Source organism: Adlercreutzia sp. DFI.6.23 (genome assembly GCF_024462535.1).
Taxonomy (GTDB): domain Bacteria; phylum Actinomycetota; class Coriobacteriia; order Coriobacteriales; family Eggerthellaceae; genus Adlercreutzia; species Adlercreutzia rubneri.
On the sequence record NZ_JANGBP010000002.1, the window covers coordinates 21741 to 41690 of the forward strand.

A 19950-nucleotide genomic window follows, 5' to 3' on the forward strand; every position below is an offset into this window, starting at 1 on the left:
GATCAAGGCATGGAACTGAGAGACATTCAGAAGGAGATCGAGAAGGCACAGGGACGGGTGTCCGACGCCTTCTCGTTCTTGCGCATCGAGGAGCGTCGCGACGAGCTGGCCGCGCTGGACGAGCAGACGGCCCGTCCGGACTTTTGGAACGACGCGGCGGCCGCCCAGGCGGTCTCGAAGAAGGCGGCGGGGCTCCGCGCCACCATCGAGGACTACGAGCGTGCCTGCGGGCTTCTCGATGATGCGTCGGCGGCGTGCGAGCTGGCCGGCGACGATGCGGCCTTCGCCGAAGAGGCCGAGCGCACTGCCGCCGAGCTTGCGGCGCTGCTCGACCAGCTGGAGATCGAGTCCTGGTTCTCCGGCGAGTTCGACGAGGGCGATGCCATCCTCACGGTGAACCCCGGCCAGGGCGGCCTTGAGGCCCAGGACTGGACCCGTATGCTCTACCAGATGTACGTCCACTACGCCGAGGACAAGGGCTGGAAGGTGACGGTGCTCGATCTGGTGCCCGGCGAGGGCATAGGGCTCGATCGGGCCACCATCCAGATCGAGGGCCGCTACGCCTACGGCATGCTGCGCAGCGAGATCGGCATCCACCGCCTCGTGCGCATCAGCCCCACCGACGCCAAGAAGCGTCGCCAGACCACCTTCGCCTCGGTGGAGGTGCTGCCGGTCATCGCCGACGACATCGAGGTGGACTTAAACCCCGCCGACGTGCGGGTGGACGTGTACCGCTCCAGCGGCCCCGGCGGCCAGTGCGTGAACACCACCGACTCGGCCGTGCGCCTTACCCACGAGCCCACGGGCATCGTGGTGACCTGTCAGAACGAGAAGAGCCAGCTGCAGAACAAGGAGGCCGCCTTCCGCGTGCTGCGTGCCAAGCTCTACGAGCTGGAGGAGCGCAAGCGGGCTGAAGAGCTGGACGAGCTGCGCGGCGAGCGGCGGGACAACTCCTTCGGCAGCCAGATTCGCAACTACGTGCTCTTCCCATACCAGCTCGTGAAGGATCTCCGAAGCGGCGTTGAGACGGGAAATGTGGACGCCGTCCTTTCCGGCGCCCTGGAACCTTTCGTCATCGGGTATCATACGTGGAGAGTAGCCAACTCCTAGCAGCGAACGGGAAAGGGAAGCTTATGGATACTGCCGCCTTGCAGGCGAAGGCCACCGACATTCGCAAGGATATTCTGACCATGATCACGGAAGCGGGCAGCGGGCACCCGGGCGGGTCGCTCTCCTGCACCGATATCCTCACGGCGCTGTACTTCGGCGGCGTCATGGACTACAACCCGGCCGACCCGCACAAGCCCGGCCGCGACCGGTTCATCCTGGCCAAGGGGCACGCGGCCCCGGCGCTCTACGCGACGCTGGCCCACGCCGGCTTCTTCCCGACCGACGAGCTGCACACCCTGCGCAAGCTCGGCACGCGCCTGCAGGGGCATCCCGATTCCAACCTGCTGCCCGGCGTGGAGGTGTCCACCGGCTCGCTCGGCCAGGGGCTTTCCGTGGCCGCGGGCCTTGCGGCCGGCCTGCGCCTGACCGGCGAGGACGGCCTCGTCTTCACGGTGCTCGGCGACGGCGAGTGCGAGGAGGGCCAGGTGTGGGAGGCGGCCATGTTCGCCGCCCATCAGAAGCTCGGGCGCCTCGTGGCCATCATCGACAACAACGAGCTGCAGATCGACGGCTGCATCCACGACGTGTGCGATCCGGGGGATTTGGGCGAGAAGTTCGCCGCCTTCGGCTGGGACGTGCAGCGCGTCTGCGGGCACGACATCCCCGCGCTCATCGAGCTTTTCGGCCGCATCAAGGCCGAGGCGGCCGATACGGCCCGTCCGGTGTGCGTGATCGCGCGCACGGTGAAGGGCAAGGGCGTCTCCTTCATGGAGAACCAGGCCGGCTGGCACGGCAAGGCGCCGAAGCCCGAGGAACTTGAGAAGGCTCTGGCGGAGCTGTCCGCCGACGCGGAATAGGAGGCCCGTCATGGTGAAACTCGCAAACACCGAGACCGCTGCCCAGAAGAAGGCCACGCGTGCCGCGTACGGCGCCACGCTCGCGGAGCTCGCCGCCGAGGGCGTGCCCGTCGTGGCCGTGGACGCCGACCTGACCGGCTCGACCACTACCAAGAAGCTCGCCGACGCGGGATACGCCGGGCGCCTGTTCAACTGCGGCATCGCCGAGCAGAACATGATCGACGTGGCCGCGGGCCTCTCGCTGGCCGGCAACATCGCGTTCACGGGCTCCTTCGCCGTGTTCGGCACCGGGCGCGCCTACGACCAGATCCGCAACACCGTGTGCTACTCGAACCTGAACGTGAAGATCGCCCCCACCCATGCGGGCATCTCCGTGGGCCCCGACGGCGGCTCGCACCAGATGCTCGAGGACGTCTCCCTCATGCGCGGCCTTCCCGGCATGCGCGTGCTCGTGCCCGCCGACTACGCCGCCGCCCGCGCCGCCCTGCGCCTCGCTGCCGCCACGCCGGGCCCCGTCTACGTGCGCATGGGCCGCGCCGCCGTGCCCTGCGTCTACGACGACGAGGCGGAGCTGGAAATCGGGCGCGCCTACGTGCTGCGCGAGGGGAGCGATGTCACCATCGTGGCCAACGGCGTGGAAATCCGCGAGGCACTCGCCGCCGCCGACGCGCTGGCCGCCGACGGCATCTCCGCCGAGGTCATCGACGCGTTCTCGGTGAAGCCGCTCGATGGGGCGACCATTCTCGAATCGGTGGCGAAGACCCGTTGCGTCGTGACGGCCGAGGAGCATTCCGTCATCGGAGGCTTGGGCTCGGCGGTCTGCGAGCTTCTGGCCGGCGCCGACCCCGTGTGCGTGGAATGCGTGGCCGTGCGCGACCGTTTCGGCAAGTCCGGCGAGTTCGAGGAACTGCTCGGCTATTTCAACATTGACGCTACGGCCATTGTTGAAGCTGTGAAAAAGGTTCGTGAGCGCGCGGGCCTTTGCTAAAATACTTCAGTCTCAGTAACGAACAACCTGAACGGAGCAAGCTGTGACGAACGAACGGAACCAGGGAATTCCTGGTCATGCCGGCCGTCACGCCGGCGCGCCGGCCCAGGGCAACAACCCGCGCGCCCGCGCGGCGGCGCCCCAGCCCGGCCACGCCCAGAAGGCGTCGATGACCTCCCAGCTGTCCCAGGCTTTGCCCATGCTCGAAGTGGACGAGATGGCCGCCCCCATGGGCGCGCCGGTCATCACCTTCGATCATGTGACCAAGACCTACCCGGCCCAGCCGAAGAAGCCCGCCTTAAGCGATGTGACCCTGCAGATCTTCGCCGGCGAGTTCATCTTCCTCGTGGGCCACTCCGGATCTGGCAAATCCACCTTCATCCGCCTGCTCACCCGCGAGATCAAGCCCACCTCGGGCAAGATCTACGTGGCTGACGAGGATCTGACCACCATGCGCAACTGGCGCGTGCCCTACCTGCGGCGCAACATCGGTTGCGTGTTCCAGGACTTCAAGCTCCTGCCGAACAAGACGGTCTTCGAGAACGTCGCCTTCGCCCTGGAGGTTATCGGCAAGAGCCGGCACGTCATCAAGACGCAAGTGCCGGAGGTGCTGCGCCTCGTGGGCCTCTCCGACAAGCTGAACAGCTATCCCGATCAGCTTTCCGGCGGCCAGCAGCAGCGCGTCTCCATTGCGCGCGCCATCGTGAACCGGCCGCCTCTGCTCATCTGCGACGAGCCCACGGGAAATCTGGATCCGCAGACCTCCCGCGGCATTATGGATCTGCTCGAGCGCATCAATCGCACGGGCACCACGGTGCTCGTGGCCACTCACGATCGCGAGATGGTCGACAACATGCGCCGTCGCGTCATCGCGCTCGACCGCGGGCATCTCACCCGCGACCAGGACCGGGGGGTGTACGGCTTCGATGTCTAGTCTCTTCTACTTCTTCAAGGAGTCGCTCCAGGGCTTCGCGCGCAACCTCTCCACGACGCTCGGCTCCATCATCACCATCTTCCTGTCGCTGCTCATCATCGGCGTGTTCCTCGTGGGCGGCACCATTGTGGAGCGCCTCGTGTCCTCCATCGAGGACGAGGTCTCCATCACCGCCTACGTGGCCGACGATGCGCCACAGGAGTCCATCGACGCCGTCACCGCGATGATCCAGGGCATGGACGGCGTGGAAAGCGTCGGCTTCACCACCAAGGAGCAGGCGCTGGAGAACTTCAGCAACTCCATGACCACCAACCCCGAGATCATCGAGCAGCTGGACGGCACGAACCCGCTGCCCGCCTCCATCGACGTGAGCCTCGCCGACCCGCAGAAGGTCGACGAGATCGCCGCCGCCATCGAGGCCGACGAGACGTTCCGCTCCATCTGCGACGAGCCCGACAACCCGGCCGATTCGCTGAAGTACGGCCAGAAGACGGTGGATCGCCTGTTCTCGGTGACCAAGTACGTGCGCTATTTGGGCGTGGCCCTGGTGCTGCTGCTCGTGTTCATCGCGCTCGTGTTCATCAACAACACTATCCGCCTGGCCATCATGGCCCGGCGCAAGGAGATCGCCATCATGCGCCTGGTGGGCGCCTCCAACGGGTTCATCCGCGGGCCCTTCCTCATGGAGGGCGCCCTGCACGCCCTTATCGGCTCGCTTCTGGCCGTGGGCGTCCTGCAGGTGCTGCGCATGTACGGCATCCCCAAGCTGCAAAGCGCCCTGTCCTTCCTCTCGCTGGACGTCTCGGGCAACACCTACATCATGATCTACATCGTGCTGGTGGTAGCCGGTCTCGTAATCGGCCTTCTCGGCTCCGCTTTCGCCATGAGGCGGTACCTGAAGGTGTAGAATCTTCCTTAAAGGTTTGGAACGTCGGCGCGACCCCCGCGGCACTGATGAGCCGAGGGGGTCGCGCTTTTCAGATTGACGGAGTCACGTGCAAGGAGCGGCCATGGCCAAAGAACGCAACGGGCGGCATCTCACCCCCAACCCCCGGGCCCGCAGCGAGCGGCGGGTCGATCAGGCGACGAGCCACGGTCTGCTCCGCGTGTTCCTCGCGGTCATCCTCGTCGCCGTCTCCTTCGTCGGGGGCTTCGCCCTGCGCAGCCAGACCGAGCTGGTGGCGAGTTGGGGCATCCCGGTTTCCGATGGCGAGCGGGAGGCGCTTGCGGCTGCGGCGGCCAACAACACCTTCGAGTCCGTCTCGGCCCGGGTGGGCGATGTGGAGGACATCCTCTCCACGTACTCCATGGACGAGATCGACCTTACGGCGGCCACCTATTCCATGCTCGACGACTTGATGAAGTCCACGGGCGACCCCTACGCCACCTACTACAACCCCGATCTGTACAACACCTACATCAAGGAGACCACCGAGCGCAGCTACGCCGGCATCGGCGTGGTGTTCGCCGACTACAACGGGCGCGCCTACGTGTCGGATGTCTTCGAGGGCTCCGAGGCCGAGGCCAAAGGCGTGCAGCAGGGCGACTTCCTCACCTCCATCGACAGCGAGGACGTATCGGCCTGGTCGATGACCGAGGTGGTGAACGCGCTGGCCAAAGACGAGGGCGCGACGGTGTCGGTGACCTGGATGCGCCCGGCGAGCCTGGACGCCCAGACCGGCGAGCAGTTCACCACGACGCTCACTTGCAAGGTCTACGAGGAGGCGAACCTCACCACCGCGCTTTCCGACGGCGTGGGCGTCGTGAAGGTGCGCCAGATCTCGAGCAACGCCGCGGAGCTGGTGGACCAGGCGACGAAATCGCTCATCGAGCAGGGGGCCGGGGCCATCGTGCTCGATCTGCGGGACAACGCCGGCGGATACCTCACCCAGGCCGTCGATATCGCGAGCCTGTTCGTGAACTCCGGCGTCCTCGTGCAGATTCAGGGCAACGATGGGCCGGCCACCACCAAATCGGCCGCGGGCGACGCGCCGTACAAGGACGTGCCGCTTGTCGTGGTGGTGAACCGCTACACGGCCGCCGCCGCCGAGGTGCTCGCCGCGTCGCTGCAGGACAACGAGCGGGCCGACGTGGTGGGGGAGACGAGCATGGGCAAGGGCTCGGTGCAGGTGGTGCGCGAGCTGGACTTCGGCGGGGCTGTGCGCTACACCGCTGCCTACTACCTCACGCCCCAGGGCGAGCCCATCGACAACGTGGGTATCGTGCCCCAGGTGGGGGTGGTAAACGGCGAGGGGGAGGATGGAGCGGACTCCCAGCTGGCCACCGGCATCGACATCGCCCGCTCGCTCATTCCGGCGGCCTAGGATCGGCCGCGCAACGTGCACGGGCGCCTTCGCGTCTCGTAAGGGAAGGGAGATAGGGTGAGCCGCAACAGGAAGCACACGCGCCGCCGCCCCAAGGCGAATCCCCGGGGCGTTCTCACCGTGAGCGCCGGCGGCTTCGGTTTCGTGCAGACGGCCGAGGGGGAGTACTTCATCCCCGCCTCGGGCCTCGCCGGCGCCTTCGACGGCGATCTGGTGGAAATCGCGCCTCTGCGGGCCGGGGCATCGAAGGGGCGGCGAGTCGCGGATGACGACGGGGATATGACAGGTCGTCCCGCCGCCCGGGTGCTCTCGGTCGTCGACCGGGCCCACGACACGCTGGTGGGGCGCTACGAGGTGGCCGAGCCCTTCGGGGTGGTGGTCCCCGCCGATCCGCGCATTCCCTACGACGTGTTCACCATGCGCGCCGAGTCGCCCGAGGTGCCCGACGGGGCGCTCGTGCGCGTGCGCATCGCCCAGTTCCCGACGCGCCGCAGCGCCGCAACGGGCTTTGTGGAAGAGGTGCTCGCCGATACCTCCGACGCGCCGGGGGCCGGCATCGACCTCATCGTCGGCCGCCACAAGCTGGAGACGGTGTTCTCGGAGGGGGCTCTGGCTGACGCGGCCGCGGCGACCTTGGATGCGGAGGGGGCCCTGGCCGCCGGCTACCGCGACTTGCGCGACCGCTTCACCTTCACCATCGATCCGGCCGACGCCAAAGATTTCGACGATGCGCTGTCCTTGGATTATCTGGAAGGGGAGGGGCTGTGGCGGCTCGGCGTGCACATCGCCGACGTGAGCCACTACGTGCCCTGGGGCTCCTCGGTCGATTTGGACGCGCGTCGGCGCGCCACGAGCGTGTATCTGGCCGACCGCGTCATCCCCATGCTGCCCCCGGCTCTTTCCGACGAGCTGTGCTCGCTCGCGCCCGGCGCCGAGCGGCGTTCCATGACGGCCGACCTGTTCCTGAACGATGAGGGAGAGCTCGTGCGCTTCTCGCTGTACCCGGCCCTCATCCGCTCGGACGCGCGCCTTTCCTACGGCGAGGCCGACGACATCCTCGTCGACTACAAGGCCGCCATCGCCGCCGGGGGCGATATTGCCTGGCGGCTCGTGGAATGCTCGCGGCTCGCCCGCGCCCGGGAGGCGGCCCGCGCCCGGGCCGGCGGCATCGACTTCGCCACGACCGAGGCCAAGGTGATCCTCGATGCGGAGGGACGGCCGACCGACATCGCGCTGCGCCGCAAGACCGACGCCACGCGCCTGGTGGAGGAGGCCATGATCCTGGCCAACGAGACCGTGGCCGGCTACCTGGAGCGGCGCGGCTTTCCCTGCCTGTACCGCGTCCACGAACCTCCGGCCTCCGATGCCTTGGGCTCGCTCATTCCCGTGTTCCAGGAGTTCGATTGGTTCGAAAAGCCCATGGAGGCGCGGCTGGTGGCGGGGGATCCGAAGGTCATCCAGGAGATTTTGACGGCAAGCGCGCCCCGCAGCGAGGGGGAGCTTGTCAGCTCGCTTCTGCTGCGGGCCATGAAAAGGGCCGACTACCGGCCCGAGAACCAGGGCCATTACGGGCTTGCCAGCGAGGCGTACTGTCATTTCACGAGCCCCATCCGCCGCTACCCCGATTTGGTGGTGCACCGTATGCTGCGCGCCGCGCTCACGCGCCGTCCGGAGAAATTCGACCAGGAGGTGGCGGCACTTCCCTGGATCGCCGAGCACTCCTCGGCCATGGAACGGGTGGCCGAGGCGGCGGCCCGCGAGTCCCAGGAGCTGAAGATGGTCGAGTACCTGGCCGCATTCGTGGGCCAGTCCTTCTCGGCCGTGATCTCCGGCGTGGCGGCCTGGGGGCTCTACGTGCGCCTCGATTGCACGGCCGAGGGCGTCCTTCCCGTGCGGGCCTTGGGCGACGAGTACTTCGTCTTCGACCCGGTGCGCTACACGCTTGTGGGCGACGAGTCGGGGAAGGTCTACCGGCTGGGCCAGCGCGTCGCCGTCACGCTGAAGAGCGCTGACGCGACCACCGCCTCCCTGGAGTTCGTGCTGGCCGGAAGACGCTGAGGGATGGGGTTGTTGAGGGAGCTGCGAGGGGGAAGGGAAATCGAGTATGGTAAGCATTTACATCGCGCTGTATCTGTTTCTCGCTGGCACGGGGGCCGGCGCGTTTCTTATCGGTGCCGTCGTCGATATGGTTCTGCGCTTTCGTCCTCGTGCAGCGGGAGGATGGTTTGCGCGTGTGAGCGCTGTTACCGATGCCGGTTTGATCCTCGGTCCGGTGCTTGTGGCGGTGAGCGCGCTTTTTCTTTTTCTCGACTTGGGTGTGCCCGATCGGGTGTTTCACCTCTTTCTTGCTTCGACCTCCAGTCTTCTTTCCATGGGTGCGTGGGCTATTCTGGTATTTTGCGTGATGGCGACGCTCGCATTGGTCCTGGGGTCACTTGCTGACGGCGAAGGGGATGGCTATGAATACGAGCTTGCTCCAGGGAAGGTTGTTCTGCGTGTGTGCGAGTTTGCCTGCAGTTTGGTGGCCATGGGAATGGCATTGTTCGTGGTGGTGTATTCTGGCATCTTTCTCGCCATGTATCCTTCGCTCCCCTTTCTTCACACAGGATGGGTTCCCGTGCTTTTCGTGGCTTCAGCGTTGGCGTGCGGGCTCGCGGCGCTCATAGTGACGGCGTTTTTCCGCTTGGCTTCGCCTGGCATGCAGCTGGCTACCAATGCGCTGCTGCCGCTCGATATGGTCTTCGTCATCGTCGAAGCGCTTGTTTTAGCGGGTTTTCTTGCCAGCTGCTTTGCCTCGGATGGGCCAGCGGGCACCTCGGCCCAGTCGCTAATGAGCGGGAGCATAGCACCGCTGTTTTGGGCTGGAGTAGTGATGATGGGGCTTGTTGCGCCTTTCTCCGTTGATGCTGTCTGTCGCCGTCTGCCCGCGCCGGTGGCTGTGGTGCTAGGGAGTACTTGTGCGTTGGTGGGAGGTTTGTGCCTTCGAATGGCGCTGCTCATGGCTACCGAAAGATTTAATCTTGTCTTCATGAGCGCGCTGGGCTTCTGGAGCTAACGGGTGGCTTCCTCTTCGGTGCTATAGAAGCTGAGAGGGTGCTTTGCTGTCGTCGTCCTCTGTGATACTATGACGCAATCACTTAGAGAAGGACGATACCATGAACATGGCGGAGACAGCATCGAATATATCAGCACAGGCGAAAGCCGATCCTATTAGCGACTTTCGCATTAACGAGAAGAGCGTCGTCCCTATCTGGATTCAAATTCGCAAGCGGTTGGTGTACTTGATATCGTCAGGCAAGTTCGAGCGAGGTGAGAGACTGCCATCGGTTCGAGAGCTATCAGTGCAGCTGGGAGTCAATTACAATACTGTGAACAAGGTGTACCAGGATCTTGAGCGCGATGGCTACATCTACACCCAACGTGGCCGCGGAACATACGTCTCCGACCTCAAGAACGCTCATCTTTCGGTTGTTGATGGCGACGTGGAAGCGCTCGCCGTTGATTTTGTCCAGCAGGCGCTCACGGCAGGGATGTCGGCGGAGGATATCCATGATCTTGTGTCCGAGCAGCTCATTCTGCTCGGTGGAGTAGCCTAGCACCAGTTCAAGGGGGAGAAGGGTGAGAAGTAAGGCGAAGCAGGCGCGAGAGGCCGAGCAGGCTCCTGCGCGCGTTAAGGCATTGACGGGGTCTATGGCGGCGCCGACGGCGAAAAAGACGTCGCGTAACAGCGTTTACCTGTTCGCTATAGCGCTCTTCTTGACTTCCGGCGGTCTGTTCGCGTTCCTTGTGTGGAACGCATCGCTGCCCGTGGCCCTTTTGGGCGGCGTAGCAGTGGGTCTGGTGGCCTCGAGTACCGTTCGCATCGCTCCGCAGTGGGAGCGTGTCGTGGTTCTGCGCCTAGGGAAGTTCAATCGCATCGATGGACCAGGATTATATGTGGTTGCTCCTGTTGTCGAATCAGTGGCTGCGCGAGTTGACCAGCGCATTATCACCACGCCGTTCTCGGCTGAGGAGGCTGTGACGGCCGACCTTGTGCCGCTCGGCATCGATGCGGTGTTGTTCTGGATGGTTTGGGATCCCAAAGACGCCTGCGTGGAGGTGGAAGACTATTCATCGGCGGTATGGTGGGCTGCTCAAACCGCCCTGCGCGATGCGGTGGGTCGCATCAATCTCGCCGAGGTGGCGACGCGCCGCGAGCAATTGGACAATGAGATAAAAGCGATCCTCGAAGAGAAAACGCGTGCGTGGGGCATCACGGTTGTCTCGGTGGAGATTCGCGATATCGCTGTGCCGTCAGAGTTGCAGGACGCTTTGTCCAAAGAGGCCCAAGCTGAGCGAGAGCGTAACTCGCGTCTGCTTCTCGCCGAGGTGGAAAAGGACATCTCTGAGATGTTTGTAGAGGCGGCAGCGGTTTACGAGCGCAACGATAAGGCACTTCAGTTGCGTACGATGAACCTCATTTATGAGTCTGTGAAAGAAAAGGGCGGCCTTGTTATCGCTCCGAGCGCCTTCGGTGAGGCTTTTAACAATATTGATGGTTTCTTGAAGTAGCCCACGGCTATCCGGTGCCGATCCAGTTCCGTTAGTGCCGAAATTGCGAGCGGATGTATCCTCCATGGTGTTCGATTTGCAATAAAAGCGCACCATAGTTCTCAGCATTGAGCAGTGAGACCGCGTATCTTCTCAAAAGGGGTTCCATTATATCCTAAATAGGATAATCAAAGTTATTGATTGTCATAGTTGAGTAGTGTACCCTGACAATAGGCATTTGAGGATGCCAGGGGAATGTCCTCTGCAGAGGGCAGGGGAATCCCTTTAGTTTAGAGGGAGGTACACCATGAGCGAGAACGACTTGAACGTCAGTCGCCGAGGGTTCGTGGCAGGAGCCGGCGCTGCGGCTCTCACCGCTGGACTGGTGGGTTGCTCGTCGGGTACGGCAGAGAAGGAGGGAACCGATCTGGCGATCACCTCGCCGGAGAAGACGGCTTACGATCCGAACGCGGGCGAATGGATTCCCACCACTTGCAACATGTGCTTCAACAACTGCTCGATCAAGGCGCATGTTATCGATGGCGTGATCGTGGAGTTGACGGGCAATCCGGATAGCCCTATCGGCTATGGCCACATTTGTGGAAAAGGTGCCGCAGGCATCATGCAGCAGTACGATCCGAACCGTATCACCAAACCCATGAAGCGCACGAATCCCGAAAAGGGGATCGACATCGATCCGGGCTGGGTCGAGATCAGCTGGGACGAAGCGTACGATCTTGTCGATGAGGCGTTCTCGAAGGCAGTTGCGGAATATCCCGGAGCTCTTGGGAGCATGTCCATGGTCGCTAGCCAAACGGGCAGCTTGGTCAAGGGCATGGCGCTCGGTGCGCTCTACGGCGCCTATGAGCCGGCTAATGCCATTGCCGATTTGTGCGGCACCGGCGTTCACCAGGTAAGCTACATCTATACGGGGGCGGGCAACGCGAAGCCCGATTACGAGTATTGCAACTACCTCATTCAGTTCGGCACCAATGCTGGCGTTGCCACGCGTCACGGCTTCAATATGACGGCCGAGCTTTTCTCCAAGCGTCGCGCGGAGGGGATGCGTCTCGTCAACTTCGATCCTCATATGTCGGCGGGCGCCGAAGCCGCTGACCTTTGGGTGCCGATACGTCCCAGCACCGACGCCGCTGCTGCGCTGGCAATGGCGAACGTCCTCGTGAACGAGCTGGGGATCTTCGATGCCGAGTATCTAACGAACCGCACGAACGGCCCGGCTCTCGTCAGCGATGAGACGCAGCGCATCTTGCGTCATCCCGAGTCGAACAAGGCGCTCTACATGGATGCGTCCGACAACACTGCCAAGCCCTACGACGAGTGCGTGCAGCCAGTGCTGGAAGGCACGTTTGAGGTTGATGGCGCTGCTTGCACAACGGCGTTTACCCTTTACAAGGCCCATATTTCGCGCTATACACCTGAATATCAAGAAGAGATCACTACGGTTCCCGCCGCTACTATTCGTCAGATCGCCAAAGAGTTTGGCGAGGCTGCCCATATCGGCGAGACCATCGAGGTCGGCGGGGTGACGATGCCTTACCGCCCTGTTTGCGTCGATCTGTTCTCCGGTCTGACGCGGCACAAACATGCTTACCATGCCTGCTGGTCTGTCATCATGCTGAATGTTATCGTGGGTGCCGCGAACTCGGTGGGAGGCCTTATCGGATTCGATCCCGCCTGCAACGGCATTACCGATGACCCTGAGAACGTTGTTCAGTTCCGTCCCTCAATTTGGGAGGAAGACGGCTTCATGAACGACGTTTCGCTGCTCATGGCCTATCCCGGCTCGTACTACGAGCGCGTGCGCAAGCCGATTGAGGAGTACAAGCCGACCGATATGAGTATGCTCGCCCTCCAGCCGCTCGGAGAGGACGCGCATTTCTTCAACCTGGCCCAGTGCGATCCCGATTTGTACGGCACTCAGCCTATCAAGGCCGCGCTTGTTTACGGCTGCAATCCCATCAAATGGTGGGGCAACCATGACGAGCAGATCGAAATGCTGAAGAATCTCGATTTCATCGTGGGCGTCGACCTGTTCCTCAACGAATCCTCCTACTTGTATGATGTGTTCCTTCCTGAGGCGAACTATCTCGAGCGAATCGATCCTTTGCCTCACATGTTCTTCAACCACCGGGTGATCTGCGGCTTGGATGTGCCGTGGGCATATCCGATCATGCAGCCGGTTGTCGAGCCGAAGGACGGCGTGAAGTCCATTTTCGAGATAATGGGCGATCTTGCCGACCGCAGGGGCATGACCGCGAATTACGTTGGGCTTATGAACATGGTGTACCGGGTTAAGGATGAATACTCTGTTCCCATGGATCAGCCTTTCGACCTCGAGGCGTTCGCGAATTCCGTTGCCAAGAGCCTCGTCGACGAGGAGCATGACTTCGAGTGGTTTAAAGAGCATGGCGTCTACACGCATCCGCGCGACGTTGATGAGGTGTACATTTGGGCTAACAATGCGCCCGGTAAAGTTCCGTTGTACTGGGATTTCATGTTTGAAGCGAAGGAGAAGGTTGAAAAGACCGTTGAGGAGCTCGGTATCTATTGGGAAACTGATGACTATCAGCCGTTCCCGGATTGGAAGCCTTGCACGGAATGGGAGGTGACCGATCCCGATTTCACCTTGTTCCCCATTTACTACACCGATTCCATCAATGTCGACTCGTGGGGCCTCGGCAATCCCTATATCAACGAGGTTAACGAGTCCAACCCTTACGCTTACGCTGTGGAAATGAACGCTGCCGTGGCTTCGGAAAAGGGGCTTGCCGATGGCGATAAGATTCGTCTCGTCAGCCAGCACGATTCCTCCGTTGAGGGCATCCTCATGACTTCGGAGAAGATCCATCCCGAATGCATGGCCGTCATCTGCGGATCATGGGGCTCCCATTCGGAGTTTATTCCGAGCAGCAAGGGCAAGGGAACGCCTATCGCCCACCTCGCGCCAGGCCATGATCCCAAGCGTTTTGACTACATTTGCTCGGCGCTCGATCAGACGGTTCGCGTCAAAGTTGAGAAGATTTCCTAGGGAGGGATAAGCTATGACGTATGGAATGCTCATCGATCTTAAGAAGTGCATTGGCTGCCATGCCTGCGCCGTTGCGTGCAAAGAGGCCCATGGAACGCCGCCTAAGGTAACGCGCGCCCATGTGGAGATCGAGTACGTCGGCGAGTATCCCGACGTTCGCATGACGGCCTATCCCATGCTGTGCATGCATTGCGAGAACGCTCCGTGTGTTGAGGTGTGCCCAACCGGGGCCTCGTTCAAGCGCGAGGATGGCATTGTCGCGATCAACAAGGACGAGTGCATCGGTTGCAAGTCGTGCATGAGCGCTTGTCCTTACGGAGCTCGTTATTACCGCGAGGATGAGAACGGGTATTTTGGCGAGACGCTCAACGAGTACGAGGAGATTATGTATCCCACGATGCCCAAGGGCACCGTTGACAAGTGCACGTTCTGCGCCGATCGCATCGATGCGGGCGACGGGCGCGTCCAGGCCTGTGTGGCCGCTTGCCCCGCTGGCGCTCGCGTATTCGGAGAACTTGACGATCTTCGCTCCCAGGCCGAGGCAGCCGAGGGCTTCCAGCTATTGTCCGAGGAGGGCACGAACCCGTCGGTGTGGTATCTGCCGAAGAAGGTGAATGCATAAGCAAGAGGGAGCACGTCTTAACTGACCTCTCCCAGATGGCGTCCGTTCTTTGCGGACGCCATCTTTTTTTTTCAGCGATCTGCAAATAAGGGGGGGAGAATAGGGCGTCTGGCGCAGATGACCGCAGCTTAACAGGTCGTCAAGGGGTCATCGTCGGATGGGATCATCGCGAGGCGGCGACGGCTGCGGCACGGTATGGTGGATGCACGCGCAAGACCCGATGAAGGGAGATTCACCATGAGTTTCATCGATAAGATGAAGGAAGCCGGCGAGGACATCAAGGAGGCGTTCCAGGATGGCGCCCACGATTTGGCCGATAAGGCGGGCGACCTGAAGGACGCCGCTGCCGAGAAGGCCGCCGACTTGAAGGATGCTGCCGCCGAGAAGGCCGGCGATCTGAAGGACGCCGCCGCCGACGCCGCCGAAAAGGCCAAGGATGCGGCCGATACCGCCAAGGAGAAGGCTGCCGATGCCGCCGATGCCGCCAAGGACAAGGCTGACGACGCCAAGAAGGCCGCCGAGGACAAGTAACGCGCCGGACGCTCCGGGCCACAGTGTTCGGGGCGCTTGGATGGAAAAGGGAAAGCCCGCTGCTTGGAAATCCCCGAGCAGCGGGCTTCTCTGTTCTGTTAGCATGATCTCTCGTGAAAAATCAGCGGTCGTGCTCGTCGGGGCGCGGCTCGTTTAAAGGAGACGTTATTGGAACGTGAGCGATTCGGCAGCCGTCTGGGGTTCATCCTCATCTCCGCTGGCTGCGCCATAGGCCTCGGCAACGTCTGGCGCTTCCCCTACATCACCGGCGAGTACGGAGGCGCGGCCTTCCTCGTCATGTACCTGGTCTTTCTGGTGGTCTTGGGCCTGCCCATCATGGTCATGGAGTTCGCTGTGGGCCGCGGTTCCCAGCGCTCCATCGCCCGCGCCTTCAACGTGCTGGAGCCGGCGGGCACTCACTGGCACAAGTACAAGTGGGTGGGCATCGCCGGGTGCTATCTGCTCATGATGTTCTACACCACGGTGGCCGGGTGGATGCTTGCCTACGTGCCGAAGTTCGCCTCCGGGCAGTTCGTGGGGGCCGACTCGCAGGCCACCTCGGCCGTCTTCGACGCGATGCTGGCCTCGCCGGTGGAATGCGTCTTCTGGATGGTAGTGGTGTGCGTCGTCTCCATCCTCATCTGCTCGCTGGGGGTGCAAAAGGGCGTGGAGCGCATCACCAAGGCCATGATGCTCGCCCTGCTCGCCATTTTGGGGGTGCTCGTGGTGCGCGCGCTCACCCTTCCGGGGGCGGCCGACGGCGTGGCCTTCTACCTGCTGCCGGACTTCCCGAAGATCTTCGGTAGCCCGGATATGTTCTTCGAGGCGGCCTACGCGGCCATGGGTCAGGCCTTCTTCACCCTGTCCATCGGCATGGGCTCCATGACCATTTTCGGCAGCTACATCGACAAGCACCGCTCGCTCATGGGCGAGGCGGCCACGATCGGCGTGCTCGACACCGGCGTTGCCCTGGCCACGGGGCTCATCATCTTCCCAGCCTGCTTCGCCTTCGGCGTGGCGCCGGACTCGGGCCCCGGGCTTGTGTTCATCACGCTGCCGAGCGTGTTCGAACAGATGTGGGGAGGACAGGTGTGGGGCACGCTGTTCTTCGTGTTCATGTCATTCGCGGCGCTTTCCACGGTCATCGCCGTGTTCGAGGGCATTCTGAGGTTCTCGATGGACCAATGGGGATGGTCGCGCAAGCGGGCCGTCACGGTGAACCTCATTGCCATCCCGCTGCTGTCGCTGCCCTGTGCGTTCGGGTTCAACGTGCTTTCGGATGTGGTCATGCCGGGAGTGGGCGACATCCAGACGGTGGAGGACTTCCTTGTGTCCAGCAACATCATGCCCTTGGGCTCGCTGGTCTACGTGCTGTTCTGCGTGTCCCGGCGCGGCTGGGGCTGGAAGAACTTCCTTGCCGAGGCCAATGAGGGCGAAGGGCTCAAGTTCCCTCGGTGGCTGCGCCCGTGGATGCGCTTCGGCGTGCCGGTGCTCGTGGTCATCATCCTCATCATGGGCTGGGTGCCCATCGTCAGCTCCTGGATGTGAGCAAAGCGACTGGTGCCTGAGGCAAACTCGGGTATTTGTGCGTTTAGGGATTGCTGGTTTTCGGGTATTCGTGCGCCGACGACAAACTTTTTTGAAAAAATGGTCACAAAATCGAGTTTTGGTTTTTTATGAGGCGCTCTTTGCGATCATGGAGGCAGCTTTTTACGCAAAACGTCATCTGGAAGGCCTTGGAAAATGCTGATCCAGCCGTTTGACCTTGAACCTCAAACCCAGAAGTCGATTTTGTGACCAAAATAATGAAAGAAATTGTCAGGGCGGCAGTGTGGGGCACTCGATGTCGTAAACTATAAGGAACATTTTAACGAAACGGCCCGACGGCCGTTGCTGACGGGCGCCGTCGCCCATGATTTTGAAGGAGTGCCCGATGGGCTTTTTCGATCGCATCAGCGAGGGGCTTTCCCGCTCGCGCGACAAGTTCAAGGAGTCGATGAACGTCCTTTTGGACCGTGGACCCGATTTGGACGAGGAGTTCTGGGAGGGCTTGGAAGAAACCCTCATCCTGTCGGATGTGGGCGGGGCGGCGGCCAGCGACATCGTGGAGAACCTGCGCGACCAAGCCACCCGTAAGGCGCTGCCCGACGCCTATGCGGTGCTCGACCTCTTGAACGACGAGATCGCCGGTGCCTTCACCGAGCCCGGGGCCGACATCTTCGGTGGCGATGAGGCCGTGGTGCTGTTCGTGGGCATCAACGGCACGGGCAAGACCACCACCGTGGGCAAGCTCGCCAAGGCGGAAACCGATGCGGGTCGCGCGGTCATCCTGGGCTCGGCCGACACCTTCCGCGCCGCCGCCATCGAGCAGCTTGAGGTGTGGGCGCGCCGCGCCGGGGTGGAGATGGTTACCCGAGAGCGCGGAGCCGATCCGGCGAGCGTGTGCTACGACACGCTGGAGCGCGCCGAAGCGACCGGTGCCGAGCTCGTGCTCATCGACACGGCCGGGCGCCTGCACACCTCCGCCGACCTCATGCGCGAGTTGGAGAAAGTAGTGAACGTGGTGCGCAAGCGCTCGAAGCTGCCGGTGTACACGGTGCTCGTCATCGACGCCACCACGGGTCAGAACGGCCTGCAGCAGGCCCGCGAGTTCAACCGCGCGCTGGATTTGGACGCCCTTATCGTCACGAAGCTCGATGGCACGGCCAAAGGCGGCATCGCGCTGGCCGTGAGCCACGAGCTGGGGCTGCCCATCGTGAAGATCGGCGTGGGCGAGGGCATCGACGACTTGCGCGACTTCGACGCCCGCGAGTTCGCCTCGGCGCTCGTCGGCACTTTCGACGAGCGCTTCGATGCGGACGAGGACGGCCTGCGCGGCGAGAACGCCAAGGAGGCGGCCGTCACGGCCGGCGAGCGCCGTCGGGACGTGCTGGAGGGCGCGCCGGCGTGCGCGGCCGAGGCCGAGAAGGCGGTCGAGGGGTCTGCCGGGGAGACGGTCGAGGACGCGACCGTGGAGGCCCTCGCGGAGATTGAGGATGGCGAAGCGCCCGTGGTGGACGCGCAGGGCGATGCGGAAGAGGCCTTCGCCGATGCCGCGGAGGAGGCGGCAGCCGAGCCCGACAATGCCGATCTGCTGGAAGCCGCTTTGGGCCGGCGCACCCACGACACCCTCGTCCTGGAAACCGAGGAGGATACCTCTGCCGGTCTTGAGGCCGCCGAGCTGACGGAGCTCGACCGCAACGCCGAGGCCGTTGCGGAGGCGGCCGAGGAAGGCGTCTTCGATGATGTCCCCTTCACCGACGACGAGCTGGCTGAGCTCGCCATGGCTGCCGCTGATGAAAACGCCGAGGGCGAGCCTGAGCCCGAGCCCGAGCCGGCCCCCGAGCCCGAAAAGAAAAGCTTCTGGAAGCGCCTGTTTGAATAGATAAGGAACCCCCATGCTCGAGAACCTCTCCGAACGCCTTCAGGGCATCTTCTCCGGCCTGCGCAGCAAGGGCCGCCTGACCGAGGACGACATCAACGCCGCCATGCGCGAGATCCGCCTGGCGCTCTTGGAGGCCGACGTCAACTTCAAAGTGGTGAAGAACTTCGTCGCCCGCACCAAGGAGCGTTGCCTTTCCGCCGACGTGCTGGACTCGCTCACCCCGGCCCAGAACGTCGTGAAGATCGTGCTCGACGAGCTGACCGAGCTGCTCGGCCGCACCGATTCCCGGCTCGTGCTCTCAAGCCGCATCCCCAATGTTATCATGCTTGTGGGCTTGCAGGGCTCCGGCAAGACCACGGCGGCGGCCAAGCTCGCCTACCGGCTGAAGCAGGAGAATCACTCGCCGCTGCTCATCGCCGGCGACGTGTACCGTCCCGCGGCGGCCGACCAGCTGCAGACCTTGGGCGACGAGATCGGTGTGCGGGTCTACCGCGGCGACGGGCGCGATCCGGTGGCCATCGCGCGCGAGGGCATCCAGGACGCCATCGACAACCTGCGCGACGTGGTCATCATCGACACGGCGGGCCGTCTGCACGTGGACGCCGACATGATGGAGGAGGCCCAGGCCATCAAGGACGCCACGCACCCCGACCAGATCCTCATGGTGGTGGATGCCATGACCGGCCAGGACGTCGTGAACGTCGTGGAGGCCTTCGCCGAGTCGGTCGACTTCGACGGCGTCATCATGTCGAAGATGGACGGCGACGCCCGCGGCGGCGGCGCCCTTTCCATCCGCGAGGTTACCGGCAAACCCATCAAGTTCATCTCCTCGGGCGAGAAGCCCGATTCCCTGGAGGTCTTCCACCCCGACCGCATGGCCAAGCGCATCCTTGGCATGGGCGACGTCGTCTCGCTCATCGAGAACGCCGTGCGCGTGCAGCAGGCCGAAGAGGAGGAACTGGAGGCCGAGCGCATGATGCGCGGCCAGCTCACCTTGGATGACTTCCTCATGATGAACAAGCAGGTGCGCAAGATGGGCGGCGTCTCCAAGCTCATCAGCGCGCTGCCCGGCGGCGACAAGGCGCTCGGCTCCGGTCAGGTTGATGAAGGGGCACTCGACGCCATGGAGGTCATCATCAACTCCATGACCAAGGCCGAGCGCGCCAAACCGGAGCTTCTGAACGGCAGCCGCCGCGCCCGTATCGCCAAGGGCGCCGGGGTTACCGTCACCGACGTGAACCAGATGATGAAGAAGTTCAACGAGACGAAGAAGATGGTGAAGCAGGCCACCGCCGGCATGGAGCAGCAGGCCTCGCGCAAGGGCAAGAAGGGGAAGAAGGGCAAGCGCCGCCGCGGCCTGGGTATTCCGGGCATGGGCGGCATGTCCATGAGCGACCTCAAGAAGATCCAAGATATGATGGGACAGTAGTTTCTCCGCTGTTGACGGCCGAGACGCCCCTCTGGACGCTGTCGCGGGGCGGGGCTCCGTGCTCAAACAGCAATGGAGTGCACCGTATCGCCGCGGTTTGGAAGGTGATGCGCGCACTCCATTGAACTGCGCGCGGAACCCCGCCCCGCGAC

General features: G+C 63.0%; 16 protein-coding genes. All 16 read left to right on the forward strand.

What is annotated here, in order from left to right; all coding sequences use genetic code 11:
• The first annotated feature begins 9 nt into the window (after positions 1 to 9).
• Positions 10 to 1110, forward strand: a complete 1101-nt coding sequence (gene prfB, locus NE591_RS01965; RefSeq protein WP_114540011.1) for a peptide chain release factor 2 — start codon at positions 10 to 12, stop codon at positions 1108 to 1110.
• 23 nt (positions 1111 to 1133) lie between these two features.
• The gene (locus tag NE591_RS01970; protein WP_117283960.1) at positions 1134 to 1967 is read left to right on the forward strand and encodes a transketolase; all 834 of its coding nucleotides are present in this window, start codon (positions 1134 to 1136) and stop codon (positions 1965 to 1967) included.
• Positions 1968 to 1977: 10 nt separating this feature from the next.
• On the forward strand, positions 1978 to 2955 hold the full coding sequence (locus tag NE591_RS01975; protein ID WP_256156262.1) for a transketolase family protein: 978 nt from the start codon (positions 1978 to 1980) through the stop codon (positions 2953 to 2955).
• A gap of 229 nt (positions 2956 to 3184) precedes the next feature.
• Entirely contained in the window at positions 3185 to 3889 is a 705-nt protein-coding gene (gene ftsE / locus NE591_RS01980) for a cell division ATP-binding protein FtsE (RefSeq protein WP_197536813.1), read from the forward strand.
• A complete protein-coding gene (ftsX, locus tag NE591_RS01985; RefSeq protein ID WP_022740139.1) occupies positions 3882 to 4796 on the forward strand; it encodes a permease-like cell division protein FtsX in 915 nt (304 codons plus the stop codon). Before ftsE ends, ftsX begins: the two co-directional genes overlap by 8 nt.
• A gap of 103 nt (positions 4797 to 4899) precedes the next feature.
• Positions 4900 to 6213 carry a S41 family peptidase gene (locus NE591_RS01990; RefSeq protein WP_114540014.1) on the forward strand — a complete coding sequence of 438 codons (1314 nt, stop codon included), beginning with the start codon at positions 4900 to 4902 and terminating at the stop codon, positions 6211 to 6213.
• A gap of 57 nt (positions 6214 to 6270) precedes the next feature.
• On the forward strand, positions 6271 to 8271 hold the full coding sequence (gene rnr / locus NE591_RS01995) for a ribonuclease R (RefSeq protein ID WP_114540015.1): 2001 nt from the start codon (positions 6271 to 6273) through the stop codon (positions 8269 to 8271).
• Between the two features lie 46 nt (positions 8272 to 8317).
• A complete protein-coding gene (gene nrfD / locus NE591_RS02000; protein ID WP_114540016.1) occupies positions 8318 to 9268 on the forward strand; it encodes an NrfD/PsrC family molybdoenzyme membrane anchor subunit in 951 nt (316 codons plus the stop codon).
• Between the two features lie 100 nt (positions 9269 to 9368).
• Positions 9369 to 9809 (forward strand): GntR family transcriptional regulator, encoded by a 441-nt coding sequence (locus NE591_RS02005; protein WP_232325683.1) that lies wholly within the window; start codon positions 9369 to 9371, stop codon positions 9807 to 9809.
• 94 nt (positions 9810 to 9903) lie between these two features.
• The gene (locus NE591_RS02010; protein WP_114540053.1) at positions 9904 to 10764 is read left to right on the forward strand and encodes a slipin family protein; all 861 of its coding nucleotides are present in this window, start codon (positions 9904 to 9906) and stop codon (positions 10762 to 10764) included.
• A 286-nt stretch (positions 10765 to 11050) separates the two neighbouring features.
• Entirely contained in the window at positions 11051 to 13792 is a 2742-nt protein-coding gene (locus NE591_RS02015; protein WP_114540017.1) for a molybdopterin-dependent oxidoreductase, read from the forward strand.
• Between the two features lie 13 nt (positions 13793 to 13805).
• Positions 13806 to 14414, forward strand: coding sequence for a 4Fe-4S dicluster domain-containing protein (locus NE591_RS02020; RefSeq protein ID WP_114540018.1), 609 nt, complete (start codon positions 13806 to 13808; stop codon positions 14412 to 14414).
• Between the two features lie 237 nt (positions 14415 to 14651).
• On the forward strand, positions 14652 to 14945 hold the full coding sequence (locus NE591_RS02025) for a hypothetical protein (protein ID WP_181869717.1): 294 nt from the start codon (positions 14652 to 14654) through the stop codon (positions 14943 to 14945).
• Positions 14946 to 15113: 168 nt separating this feature from the next.
• Complete coding sequence (locus tag NE591_RS02030; protein ID WP_256156263.1) at positions 15114 to 16493, forward strand: sodium-dependent transporter; 1380 nt, start codon at positions 15114 to 15116, stop codon at positions 16491 to 16493.
• A gap of 385 nt (positions 16494 to 16878) precedes the next feature.
• A complete protein-coding gene (ftsY, locus tag NE591_RS02035; protein WP_231699608.1) occupies positions 16879 to 18369 on the forward strand; it encodes a signal recognition particle-docking protein FtsY in 1491 nt (496 codons plus the stop codon).
• A gap of 13 nt (positions 18370 to 18382) precedes the next feature.
• Positions 18383 to 19798: a signal recognition particle protein gene (gene ffh, locus NE591_RS02040; protein WP_022740128.1), complete on the forward strand. Its 1416-nt coding sequence runs from the start codon at positions 18383 to 18385 to the stop codon at positions 19796 to 19798.
• Positions 19799 to 19950 lie beyond the last annotated feature (152 nt).